At 64.8% G+C, this 11783-nt stretch carries 10 protein-coding genes; 7 read left to right on the top strand and 3 right to left on the bottom strand.

The window, feature by feature from the left end:
- The first annotated feature begins 24 nt into the window (after positions 1–24).
- On the top strand, positions 25–720 hold the full coding sequence (locus ACP156_RS07445; protein WP_425050635.1) for a DUF502 domain-containing protein: 696 nt from the start codon (positions 25–27) through the stop codon (positions 718–720).
- Here the strand turns inward: ACP156_RS07445 and ACP156_RS07440 are convergent.
- Positions 717–1763 (bottom strand): patatin-like phospholipase family protein, encoded by a 1047-nt coding sequence (locus ACP156_RS07440; protein WP_425050634.1) that lies wholly within the window; start codon positions 1761–1763, stop codon positions 717–719. The two genes, ACP156_RS07445 and ACP156_RS07440, sit on opposite strands and share 4 nt — an antisense overlap.
- Before the next feature lie 58 nt (positions 1764–1821).
- Entirely contained in the window at positions 1822–2595 is a 774-nt protein-coding gene (locus ACP156_RS07435; protein ID WP_425050633.1) for a 3-hydroxybutyrate dehydrogenase, read from the bottom strand.
- Between the two features lie 476 nt (positions 2596–3071).
- Here ACP156_RS07435 and ACP156_RS07430 point away from each other — a divergent pair, with 476 nt between their 5' ends.
- From ACP156_RS07430 to ACP156_RS07405, 6 genes are all read left to right on the top strand, one after another.
- Positions 3072–4886, top strand: coding sequence for an extracellular solute-binding protein (locus tag ACP156_RS07430; protein ID WP_425050632.1), 1815 nt, complete (start codon positions 3072–3074; stop codon positions 4884–4886).
- Positions 4887–5102: 216 nt separating this feature from the next.
- Positions 5103–5747 (top strand): DsbA family oxidoreductase, encoded by a 645-nt coding sequence (locus ACP156_RS07425; RefSeq protein ID WP_425050631.1) that lies wholly within the window; start codon positions 5103–5105, stop codon positions 5745–5747.
- A gap of 105 nt (positions 5748–5852) precedes the next feature.
- Positions 5853–7142: a multidrug effflux MFS transporter gene (locus ACP156_RS07420; RefSeq protein ID WP_425050630.1), complete on the top strand. Its 1290-nt coding sequence runs from the start codon at positions 5853–5855 to the stop codon at positions 7140–7142.
- Between the two features lie 136 nt (positions 7143–7278).
- Complete coding sequence (locus ACP156_RS07415; RefSeq protein WP_425050629.1) at positions 7279–7611, top strand: hypothetical protein; 333 nt, start codon at positions 7279–7281, stop codon at positions 7609–7611.
- An 89-nt stretch (positions 7612–7700) separates the two neighbouring features.
- A complete protein-coding gene (locus ACP156_RS07410; RefSeq protein ID WP_425050628.1) occupies positions 7701–7946 on the top strand; it encodes a type II toxin-antitoxin system CcdA family antitoxin in 246 nt (81 codons plus the stop codon).
- Complete coding sequence (locus tag ACP156_RS07405) at positions 7946–8242, top strand: CcdB family protein (protein ID WP_425050627.1); 297 nt, start codon at positions 7946–7948, stop codon at positions 8240–8242. The genes ACP156_RS07410 and ACP156_RS07405 overlap by 1 nt, the downstream gene beginning before the upstream one ends.
- 7 nt (positions 8243–8249) lie before the next feature.
- Here the strand turns inward: ACP156_RS07405 and mfd are convergent, their stop codons facing one another.
- Positions 8250–11705 carry a transcription-repair coupling factor gene (mfd, locus tag ACP156_RS07400; RefSeq protein WP_425050626.1) on the bottom strand — a complete coding sequence of 1152 codons (3456 nt, stop codon included), beginning with the start codon at positions 11703–11705 and terminating at the stop codon, positions 8250–8252.
- Between the last annotated feature and the right edge of the window lie 78 nt (positions 11706–11783).

Below are 11783 nucleotides of genomic sequence, written 5' to 3'. Positions count from 1 at the left end.
CCGACCCAACGGCACAAGCGCACCATGCTTGGTGGGCTTCGGACTTCTTTCCTGACCGGCCTCGTCGTGATCGCCCCCATCGGGCTGACCCTGTGGCTGCTGTGGACCGTCATGGGCTGGGTCGACGGCTTCGTGCTGCCCTTCGTCCCGAACGCCTATCAGCCCGAGAACATCATCAAGACGATCTTCGGCGTCGATGTGACGGTCAACGTGCGCGGTCTGGGTGTGGTGGTGTTCTTTGTCTTCACCATCCTCGTCGGCTGGCTGGCCAAGGGGATCATCGGACGCTCGCTGATCAACTACGCCGAAAGCCTCGTTGACCGGATGCCGGTGGTAAGGTCGATCTACAACGGCCTGAAACAGATCGCGGAAACCGTGTTCAGCCAGGCCGAGACCTCGTTCGACACCGCATGTCTGGTGCAATACCCGCGCGAGGGGATCTGGGCCATCGCCTTCATCTCGACCACCGCCAAGGGCGAGGTGAAGCGGCGCATCCCGAACGAGGACGACCTGATGTCGGTGTTCCTGCCGACCACGCCGAACCCGACCTCGGGGTTCCTGCTGTTCGTCCCGCGCAGTCAGGTCATCGAACTGGATATGTCGGTCGAGGATGCGGCCAAGCTGGTGATCTCGGCGGGCCTTGTCTATCCGAACGGCAAGGTGCCCGAGATCGAACCGGCAGAGGTTCCGACCCGCGAGCGCGAGAAGATCTCGGCCTAGCCGAACATCGCCTGAATATCGACGCTCGCCTCGACCCCGATCTTGTCCCCGTGGGCCGAAAGAAAGCCGTCCGCCGCCCGTCGCCCCGCTTGTTTCAACTCCAGAAGCACCGAAGGCGCGGGCACGATCTTGGTCGCCTGCGACAGCTCGTTCATCGTCGCGTCGTCGGCGATCATGTGAACCCGGACAGCCTTCATCTTGCCCTCCGGCAGCCGCCCCTCGGCGATCAGTTCGCGCACGAAACTGATCGCCCGAAGTTCACGCAACAGCGAAGAATTGAAGCTTATCTCGTTGATGCGGTTCTGTATTTCCTGCGCGGTCACCGGGATCTCGTCGCGATACAGCGGGTTGATGTTCACGATCACCACGTCCGCCGGAAGGTCCGGTTCGTACATCGGGAACAGCGCCGGGTTGCCGGTATAGCCGCCGTCCCAATAGGCCTCGGTCCGGCCCGTCTCGGGGTCGTCGATCTCGACCGCCTTGAAGATGTTGGGCAGGCAGGCCGAGGCCAAAAGCGCGTCGCCTGTGATCTCCTGCCCCGAGAACACGCGGATCTTGCCGGTGCGGACATTGGTGGCGCAGACGAACAGCTTGGGCCCCGCGTCCGAACAGACCTCTTCAAACGCCAGATGCTCGACCACGCGCCGCAGCGGATTATCATAAAGCGGGCCATAGCTGTAGGGGCTGAACACCTTGCTGACGCTGTCGCGCCACGCGTACAGCGGGCTCATCTCGATCATCCGGGACACGGTGCCGGGCGCCGGGAAGAACACCCGCGCCCACTCCGGGAACTGGTCGCCGTCCAGCGCGCCCATCTGCTCCCAGAACCAGTCGAGCGTTTCGCGCGCCGCCGTGGCGCCGCCCCGCACCAGCCCCGATTTCAAAGCCGCGCCGTTCATCGCGCCCGCCGAGGTGCCGGAGATCGCGGCAATCTCAAGCTCCGGCTCTTCCAATAACCGGTCCAGCACGCCCCATGTGAACGCGCCATGCGCCCCACCGCCCTGAAGCGCGAGGTTGATCCGCTTTTTTGCCGGCTTTTTCATGCGCCTGCCTCCGGGGTTTCACCCGCCGCACGAAGGCGCGGCGGGGCCTTGGCCGGATCTATTGCGCGGTCCAGCCACCGTCTGCCGACAACGTCGTCGCGGTGATCTGCGCCGCCGCATCCGAACACAGGAATACCGCGAGCCCGCCCAGCTGGTCCACCGTCACGAACTCCTTCGACGGCTGTTTGGCAAGGATGACCTTCTCGATCGCCTCGTCCTCGGAGATGTCGTACTCCTTCGCCGTATCGGGGATCTGCGCCTCGACCAGTGGCGTCAGCACGTAGCCCGGGCAAATCGCGTTGACGGTGATCGGATCCTTCGCCGTTTCCAGCCCCGCCACCTTGGTCATGCCGACGACACCGTGCTTGGCGGCGACATAGGCCACCTTGTAGGGGCTCGCGCGCAGTCCATGAGCGGACGCGATGTTGATCACCCGGCCCCAGCCCGCCTTGCGCATCATCGGGATGGCGGCGGCGGTGGTGTGAAACACCGAACTCAGGTTGATCGCGATGATCGCGTCCCACTTCTCGGGCGGGAAATCCTCGATATTGGCGACGTGCTGGATGCCCGCGTTGTTCACGAGGATGTCGCAGGCGCCGGCCTTTTCGACCAGCGCGCGGCATTCGTCGCCCTTCGACATGTCGGCCTTGATATAGCGGGCGTTGACCCCGAATTCCTTGGCCACATCGGCGGCTAGCTGATGATCTTCATCACGGTCGGTAAAGGAGTTCAGAACAACGTCCGCCCCCGCCTGTGCCAGCGCCTTCGCGACCCCAAGACCGATCCCCGAGTTGGACCCCGTGACGACTGCCGTCTTGCCCTTGAGAGACATGCCTCTTCCTCCTGTGAAGTTTCTCGCACGGACCCTGCCATGCTGCATCTGCGAAGATAAGAGGCAATTGCGCGGACAGGTTCCGTGAAGACCCTTCACGAACCGCGGCGCTGACGCTGCGGCACTGGTCGACGGCCCGATCCGGACTGATAGCAGGTTCCGGCAAGCGTGCCGTCCGAAAGGGAAAATTGCGAATCGAACGCCCGATGGATTCGCGCCTGACGGGGACAGATTGCGCGGCCGGCACCGGGGCCTTGCGAATAAGGGGAAAAGCCGCACGGCGGCGAAAAAAAACGCCCGCACAAGGCGGGCGTTCAGTTATTGAGGCAGGTTTCATACAGGCAAGAAACCTATCGAGCAGTGCCCCCTTTATAGCCGCTTAATGTGCGTGGTCAAAGGTAAAAGTTTGAAATGACTCGGTTACGTCGGTAGATTTGCTCAAAAATTCCCGAGAGAGCAGAAGGAACACAGAGCACATGAACCGCCCCCGCCCCCTCAGCCGCGTTGCAGCATTCGCGACCGCGGTCCTCTGCCTCTCCGCCTCGCTGGCGGCGGCAGAGCCGAAGCATGGCATAGCTATGTATGGCGAGCCGGCCCTGCCACCGGATTTTGTGGCCTTCCCCTATGCCAATCCGGACGCGCCAACCGGCGGGCGGATCGTCACCGGCGAGGTCGGCAGCTTCGACAGCCTGAACCCGTACATCCGCAAGGGCTCGGTGCCGTGGCAGCTGCGGTTTCTGACAGCCGAAAGCCTGATGGCCCGGAACTGGGACGAACCCTTCTCGCTGTACGGCCTTCTGGCCGAATCGGTCGAAACCGACCCGGACCGCACATGGGTCGAATTCACCCTCCGCCCCGAGGCCGCGTTCTCTGACGGCAGCCCCGTCACGGTCGAGGATGTGATCTGGTCCTACGAGACCCTCGGCACCATCGGCCACCCCCGTTATCTTGGCGCGTGGGAGAAGATCGAGAGCATCGAGGCGGTGGGCGAGCGCACGGTGCGCCTGACCTTCAACACCGTCGACCGCGAGTTGCCCCTGATCATGGGCCTGCGCCCGATCCTCAAGAAGGCACAGTGGGACGACACCGATTTCACCAACTCGGGCCTGAACGACATTCCGATCCTCACCGGCCCCTACGTGATCGACCGGTTCGAGGCGGGCCGCTACGTCTCGCTCAAGCGCAACCCGGACTACTGGGGCAAGGACCTGCCGGTGACCGCGGGCCACGCCCGGCTCGACGAGATCCGAATGGAGTTCTACGCCGACGGCACCGCCCAGTTCGAAGCGTTCAAAGCGGGCGAGTTGAACTCGAACCGCGAGTTCAACGCGGCGAAATGGGACGAACAGTATAACTTCCCCGCCGTCCAGAACGGCGACGTGGTCAAATCGATCGTCCCGCATGGCCGTCCCTCGGGCATCACCGGCTTTGTGATGAACACCCGCAACCCCGAGTTCGGGGACTGGCGGGTACGTGACGCGCTGATCCACGCGTTCAACTTCGAGTTCATCAACCAGACGCAGACCGGCGGCGAAAACCCTCGGATCACGTCCTATTTCTCGAACTCGCTGCTGGCGATGGACCATGGCCCCGCCGAGGGTCTGGTGCGTGAACTGTTGGAACCCTACGCCGACGACCTGCTGCCGGGTACGCTGGAAGGCTACTCCCTGCCCGTCTCGGACGGTTCGGTCCGCAACCGCGCCAATATCTCGAAGGCGCTGGATCTGTTCCGCGAGGCGGGATGGACGGTGAAGGACGGCGTTCTGTCCGACGAGGCCGGCAATCCCTTCGAGTTCGAGATCCTGCTGGAGACCGGCGCCGCCGAGCCGCAAACCTTCATCGACATCTACGTCGAGTCCCTCAAGCGGATCGGCATCTTCCCGACGATCAACCCGGTCGACACCGCCCAGTACAACGAGCGCACGCAGGTCTATGACTTTGACATGACCTTCTACCGCGTGGCCCTGTCGCTGAGCCCCGGCAACGAGCAGTATTACTACTGGGGGCCCGAGGGGCTGACCGAGCCGGGCACGAAGAACTGGATGGGCATGGACAGCCCGCCGGCCGTCGCGATGATCGACACAATCCTGAATGCCCGGTCGAACGAGGAATTCGTCGCCGCGACCAAGGCGCTGGACCGCATCCTGACCGCCGGGCGCTACGTGATCCCGATCTACCAGTACAACACCAGCCGCCTTGCTCATGTGAAGGAACTGCACTTCCCCGAGCACATCCCGATCTACGGCGACTGGCTTGACTGGCAGCCGCTCGTCTGGTGGTGGGAGGAATGATCATGCGCATTACTCTCGCCCTGTTGGGCCTTCTGGCGCTGACCGCCTGCGGCGTACCTTTGGTGCCGCTGGTGTGATATCCGCCAGTTCCGCGCGCTGACAAAGGCTTGCGGACCGACATTGCACCCGCCCGGCGCTTCGCGTGCCGGGCGGGTTTGCGTCGGCCCCCTGCCTCCGCTACAACCTCCCCCCGACCCCCGCGACCGGAGGACCCTCATGGTCAAGCTCGACATCATCTCTGACCCGATCTGCCCGTGGTGCTATATCGGCAAGACGAACCTCGACCGCGCGCTCGAGAAGATCGGCGACCATCCGTTCGAGATCGAGTGGCATCCGTTCCAGCTGAACCCCGAGATGCCGGCGGGCGGCATGGACCGGACCGAGTACCTGGAGCACAAGTTCGGCGGACGTGACGGCGCGGTTAAGGCCTATGCTCCGGTGGTCGAGGCCGCCGAGAAGGCCGGGCTGAACATCGACTTCGCCGGGATCAAGCGGACCCCCAGCACGCTGGACGCGCACCGGCTGATCCACTGGGCCGGCTTGGAAGGTCGCCAGACGCCCATCGTCTCGGCCCTGTTCCGCGCGTATTTCAACGAGGGCCGCGACGTCGGCGATATCGACGTGCTGGCCGACATCGCCGACAGCAACGGGCTGGACGCTTCGATGATCCGGCAACTTTTGCAAGGCGACGCCGACCGCGACGAGATCCGGGGCCGCGACGCATGGGCGCGCGAACATGGCGTGACCGGTGTGCCGACCTTCGTGGTGGGCCAGCGTCACGCGGTTCCGGGCGCACAACCGCCCGAGCTGTGGGTGCAGGTGATCGAAGAGCTGATGGAACAGTCCGCCGCAAGCGACTGATTTCCTGCGGGCGCTGCGGAATGCCGATAAATATGCACAGAGCATTCATCTGCCCCGCACATGTTTTAGGCTTACAAAATCCGTAAAAGGTGCTAACTCGGCACCATGACCAGAAAAGCCCTGTCTCAGCCCGAGTTCGTCGCCCTGATGGCGATGATGATTGCATCGGTCGCCTTCGCGGTCGACTCGATGCTGCCGGCGCTGACCGAGATTTCCAACACGCTGACCCCGGACGACCCGAACAAGGCGCAGCTTATCATCACCAGTTTCGTGCTGGGCATGGGTATCGCGACGATGTTCACCGGCCCGCTCAGCGACCGGTTCGGGCGTAAGCCGATCATCATCGGGGGCTTCGCGCTGTATATCGTGGGCGCCCTGCTGTGCTATGTCGCCCCCACGCTGGAACTGCTGTTGGCCGCCCGTCTGGTGCAGGGCCTTGGTGCCGCCGGGCCGCGCGTCGCCGCGCTGGCGCTGGTCCGTGACGTCTATGAAGGCCGCCGCATGGCGCAGATCATGTCCTTCACCATGATGGTCTTCACGCTGGTCCCCGCCGTCGCCCCGCTGACCGGACAGTTCTTCATCGCCATCGCCGACTGGCGCGCGATCTTCCTTGGCTACGTCGGCTTCGCGGCCATCGTCGGCCTGTGGCTGATGACTCGTCAGCCCGAGACGCTGGCCCCCGAGAACCGCCGCCCCTTCAAGCCGTCGAGCCTTGCCTCGGGTGCGAAAGAGATCCTGTCGAACAAAACCGTCTCGCTGACCATCGCGTCGCAGGCTTTCGTCTTCGCGGCGATGTTCACCACGCTGTCGACCGCAGAGCCGGTGTTCAACCAGGTGTTCGACCGCGCGGACACGTTCCCCTACTGGTTCGGCGCCATCGCCCTGTTCTCGGCGGTGGGGAGTTTCCTGAACTCGCGCCTCGTCGTGCGCTTCGGGATGCGCCGCATCGCCCAGGTCGCGATGTCGGTTCAGATCGTGCTGTCCTCGGTGATGACCGTGCTCGTCTACACCGGCGCGCTGAGCGGCAACCTGTATTTCGCGGCCTTCCTGATCTGGTTGCAGTCGATCTTCCTGATGGCGGGCCTGTGCATCGGCAACCTGAACGCCATCGCGATGGAACCGCTGGGCCGTATGGCGGGCCTTGGGGCCTCGGTGATCGGCGCCATCGCCACTGTTGGCGCGGTGATCATCGCGGTGCCGATCGGCCTGAGTTTCGATGGCACGCCCCTTGCACTGACGCTGGGCGCGGCTATCTGTTACGTATTCGCGCTGTCCTTCCTGCTGCTTCAGATGAAGCTGGAAGGCCGCAGCGTGATCGCTTCTCCCGGCGCCGCCGCACATCCCTCGGCCCCTGCGCGTCCCGGCGCACGGTCCGCGGTCTCGCAGCGCAGCTGACCCCTATAACGCCCATCCGAACGTCCCGCCGCGCGGGGCGTTTCACCGACCGATTTCGAAAAATTCCTTTTCCCGAATCCGACATCGTCCCGGCGTCGCCCTTTATGCGCCGGGCAATCTCTACAGGAGTATCAACATGGCAGACGTACTGAAAAACATCGGGGGCGTTCCGGTCCTCGCCTGTGGCGAGACCGGCGTTCCCCTCGGCGGCGGCTCGGGCCTGCAGGTCGTGCTTGGTGAAGCCTCGACCCAGGGCGCCCGCGCCATCGCGGTTCCCGTGGCCCGGCTGAGCGCGGATTTCTTCGATCCGGCCACCGGCATCGCAGACACCGTGCAGCGCACGCTCGCCGCCCGCAAACTGCCGCTTGCCTTCCTTGGCGACCGGCCCGCAGGCGCGAACGACAACTACATGTTCTTCAAGGACATCGAGGCGCTGACCGCCCACGTACAGGCCGACAAGGCCGCGTAAGATCGAAGGGCCGGCCACATGGGCCGGCCCGTTTCATTGATATACACACGAACCGTGTGTACTCTGGTGTTGCCCTTGGGGATCACACCATGAACCGACAGAAATCCGGAAAACAGCGCACCAACATCTCTGTCGACGCCGAGACCCTTGACGCGGCGCGAGCGCTTGACCTGAACGTCTCGTCGATCAGCAACGCTGCGCTCGCGCAGGCCGTCCGCGAGGCGCGCGCCCGGAACTGGGCCGACGAGAATGCGGAGGCGTTGAAGGAACGGAAGGACTGGCTGACCGCCAACGGACTTCCCTTGGCAAGGCATCAGACCCTCAAGACCGAGTAATGGCGCAGTTCTGCGTCTACCGGCTGTCGGCAGGCCCCTTGGTTATGGACCTTCAGTCCGACTTGATCGAGACCGGCACGCGCGTGGTCGCCCCGCTGATCCCGCTTGCGGACGGTCCGCGCCCCTTCACCCGGCTGGAGCCCGTTTTCGACCTCTCCGGGCAACCACACGTCCTGCACACCGCAGAACTTGCCGCCGTGCCGCAGCACATGGTCCAAGGTCCGCCGCTTGCCGACATGACCGCGCGAGATTACGAGATCCGCGGCGCTCTGGACATGGTGTTCTCCGGGTTCTGAACACCTCTTACGCCTTCGTCTTCTCGACCTTCGCGTGCTTGGCCAGATCCTGCGCGATGTTGAACGCGCCCTGTATCCGGTCCTTGGTCTTGGTCCAGTCCCGCCGCACGACGATCTTGTTGTCCTTCACCTTGGCCTGATCCTTCTGGGCCTTGATGAAGTCCACAAGCCCCGCCGGGTTGGCGAACTTGTCCTGATGGAACTGGATCGTCGCGCCTTTCGGGCCGCCGTCCAGCTTGGCGATACCCGCGCGTTTGCACATGTCCTTGATGCGCACGATCAGCATCAGCATGTTCACCTCTTTCGGCAGCTTGCCGAAACGGTCGATCAATTCGGCGGCGAAGCCTTCCAGCTCGACCTTGGTGTGCAGCTCGGACAGGCGGCGGTAGAGCCCCAGACGCACGTCGAGATCGGGCACGTAATCCTCGGGGATCAACACCGGGACGCCAAGGTTGATCTGCGGCGCCCACTGGCCACTGCCGGTCTCGGTCAGCCCCTCCAACTCGCCCGCCTTGATCTTGGCGATCGCCTCTTCCAGCATCGATTGATAAAGTTCGTAGCCGACCTCGTTGATGTTGCCGGACTGCTCTTCGCCCAGAAGGTTCCCGGCGCCGCGAATGTCGAGATCCTGGCTGGCCAGCGTGAAGCCCGCACCCAGCGAGTCGAGCGAGCCCAGGACCCGAAGCCGCTTCTCGGCGGTCGGCGTCAGCGGGGTGCGCGGCTTGGTCGTCAGGTAGGCATAGGCGCGGGTCTTCGACCGGCCCACCCTGCCCCGGATCTGGTACAACTGCGCAAGACCGAACATATCGGCCCGGTGCACCACCATCGTGTTCGCGGTCGGGATATCCAGACCCGACTCCACGATCGTCGTCGCCAGCAGAACGTCGTACTTGCCGTCATAGAAGGCGTTCATCCGGTCATCCAGCTCGCCCGCCGCCATCTGGCCGTGGGCGGTGACATAACTCACCTCGGGCACCTGATCCTTCAGGAACGCTTCGACCTCGGGCAGATCGCTGATACGCGGCACCACGTAGAACGACTGCCCGCCGCGATAGTGTTCGCGCAGCAGCGCCTCGCGGATCGTCACCGCGTCGAACTCGGACACGTAGGTGCGGATCGCCAGACGGTCGACCGGCGGGGTGCCGATGATGGACAGGTCGCGCACGCCGGTCAGCGACAGTTGCAGCGTGCGGGGGATGGGCGTCGCGGTCAGGGTCAGCACATGGACGTCGGTGCGCAGTTCCTTCAGCCGCTCCTTGTGGCCGACACCGAAGTGCTGTTCCTCGTCGATCACCAGCAGGCCCAAGTCCTTGAACCGGATCCCCTTCGCCAGCAGCGCGTGGGTGCCGATGACGATGTCGCAGGTGCCCCGGCTGATCGCGTCGCGGGTGTCGGCGGCGTCCTTGGCGGTGACGAAGCGCGACAGTTGCCGCACCTCGACCGGGAAACCCCGGAAGCGTTCGGCGAAGCTTTTGTAGTGCTGCCGCGCCAGCAGCGTCGTCGGCGCGATCACCGCAACCTGCCGCCCGCTCATCGCGGCGACGAAGGCGGCCCGCATCGCCACCTCTGTCTTGCCAAAGCCGACGTCGCCACAGACCAGCCTGTCCATCGGAGTGCCGGATCCAAGGTCGCCCAGCACGTCGGCGATGGCGGACAGCTGATCGTCGGTTTCCTGATACGGGAAGCGGGCGCTGAAGGCGTCCCACATACCGCTGGGCGGTTCCATGATCGCGCCCTTGCGCAGATGGCGCTCGGCGGCCACGCGGATCAGCCGGTCGGCGATCTCGCGGATGCGCTCTTTCAGCCGCGCCTTCTTCGCCTGCCACGCGCCGCCGCCAAGCTTGTCGAGAAGTCCTTCCTCGTGGCCATAGCGCGACAGCAGTTCGATGTTCTCGACCGGCAGGAACAGCCGGTCGCCGCCCGCGTACTCCAGCCAGATGCATTCGTGCGGCGCGCCAAGGGCCGATACGACCTCCAGCCCCTTGTAGCGCCCGATGCCGTGGTCGACGTGAACCACCAGATCGCCGGGAGACAGCGATTGCGTCTCGGTCAGGAAGTTCTCGGCGCGGCGCTTTTTCTTGGGCTGCCGGATCAGGCGGTCGCCGAGGATGTCCTGCTCGGCGATAACCGTCATCGTGTCGGTGGTGAACCCGGTCTCCAGCGGCCAGACGGCCAGCGCCGGACCTTTCAGATCCACCAACTCGCCCGCGCGCGACACCCGTTCCACGCCGGTGATCTCGTGATCTTCAAGCAGGTGCCCCAACCGCTCGGCCGCGCCCTCGGAATAGGCGGCCAGCATCACCGGCCCCGCCTTCATCCGGGCGCGGACGTGATCGGCCACCGCGCCGAACAGGCTGACCGATTCCTGCTGCCGCTCGGGCGAGAAGTTGCGCCCGATCCGCCCGCCCGCATCGACCACGCCGGGTCCGCTGGCCTGCGGCAGCGGGCTGAATTGCAGCACCCGCCGCGCGCCCAAAGCCGCGTCCCACGCCGCCTCGTCAAGGTACAGAAGCCCCGGCGGGCACGGCTTGTAGACGGTGTCGATCCGGTTCTTCTGGGTCATCGCATGCTGGCGGGTCTCGTACTGATCGACGATCCCCTCCCACCGCGCGATCCGCGCCGGGGCGACCTGATCGTCAAGGCACAGGGACGCGCCGGGGAGATAGTCGAACAGCGTTTCCAGCTTCTCGTGGAAGAACGGCAGCCAGTGCTCGATCCCCTGATGCTTGCGCCCCGCGCTGACCGCCTCGTAAAGCGGGTCGTCGGTGCCTGCCGCGCCGAACTCGATGCGGTAGTTCTGGCGGAACCGGGTAATCGCGGCATCGTCAAGGATCACCTCGGACACCGGGGCCAGTTCCACCACGTCCAGCTTCTCGGTCGTGCGCTGGCTGACCGGATCGAAGCGGCGCGCGCCGTCCAGCACGTCGCCGAACAGATCCAGACGCACCGGCCCGGCCTCGCCCGGAGGATAGATGTCGATGATACCGCCGCGCACGGCATAGTCGCCAGGCTCCATCACGGTGGGCGCCTGCGTAAAGCCCATGCGGACAAGGAAATTCCTCAGGCCCGCCTCGTCGATCCGGTCGTCGACCCGCGCGGTGAACGACGCCTCGCGCAGCACCTCGCGGGCGGGGACGCGCTGGGTTGCGGCGTTCAGCGTCGTCAGCAGTACGAACTTCGCGGGCATGCCGCCCACCAGCCCCGCCAGCGCGGCCATCCGGGCAGCCGCAATGTCCGCATGCGGCGACACGCGGTCGTAGGGCAGACAATCCCAGCCCGGAAAGCTCAGCACCGGCATCTGCGGGTCGAAGAATTCCAGTGCGGCGCGCATCGCGGCCAGCCGCTTGTCGTCGCGCGCGACATGGATCACCGGGCCGCCGGAGCGCTCCAGTTCACGAAGGACGAGATGGGCGTCATACCCCTCGGGGGCGCCGCCAACGGTGATGAATTCGGTCGGGGACATGGCCTTGGTCAGGTAACGAGCCAGCGGTTCATGTCAACCGCCAAACAGGCAGGTTTGCGCCGGACGCAGGGCCGGCCC

It is taken from the genome of Psychromarinibacter sp. S121 (assembly GCF_049801035.1).
In the GTDB taxonomy this organism is placed as follows: domain Bacteria; phylum Pseudomonadota; class Alphaproteobacteria; order Rhodobacterales; family Rhodobacteraceae; genus Psychromarinibacter.
Note: the sequence above shows the minus strand (reverse complement) of the source record. Positions and strands in the feature narration are given on the sequence as shown.

Bases quoted from the DNA above. Each gene is read 5' to 3' on its own strand.
- ACP156_RS07435 (WP_425050633.1), bottom strand. From the start codon at position 2,595: ATGTCTCTCAAGGGCAAGACGGCAGTCGTCACGGGGTCCAACTCGGGG.
- ACP156_RS07445 (WP_425050635.1), top strand. From the start codon at position 25: ATGCTTGGTGGGCTTCGGACTTCTTTCCTGACCGGCCTCGTCGTGATC.
- ACP156_RS07415 (WP_425050629.1), top strand. From the start codon at position 7,279: ATGGCAGACGTACTGAAAAACATCGGGGGCGTTCCGGTCCTCGCCTGT.
- ACP156_RS07425 (WP_425050631.1), top strand. From the start codon at position 5,103: ATGGTCAAGCTCGACATCATCTCTGACCCGATCTGCCCGTGGTGCTAT.
- ACP156_RS07410 (WP_425050628.1), top strand. From the start codon at position 7,701: ATGAACCGACAGAAATCCGGAAAACAGCGCACCAACATCTCTGTCGAC.
- ACP156_RS07420 (WP_425050630.1), top strand. From the start codon at position 5,853: ATGACCAGAAAAGCCCTGTCTCAGCCCGAGTTCGTCGCCCTGATGGCG.
- ACP156_RS07430 (WP_425050632.1), top strand. From the start codon at position 3,072: ATGAACCGCCCCCGCCCCCTCAGCCGCGTTGCAGCATTCGCGACCGCG.
- ACP156_RS07405 (WP_425050627.1), top strand. From the start codon at position 7,946: ATGGCGCAGTTCTGCGTCTACCGGCTGTCGGCAGGCCCCTTGGTTATG.
- ACP156_RS07440 (WP_425050634.1), bottom strand. From the start codon at position 1,763: ATGAAAAAGCCGGCAAAAAAGCGGATCAACCTCGCGCTTCAGGGCGGT.
- mfd (WP_425050626.1), bottom strand. From the start codon at position 11,705: ATGTCCCCGACCGAATTCATCACCGTTGGCGGCGCCCCCGAGGGGTAT.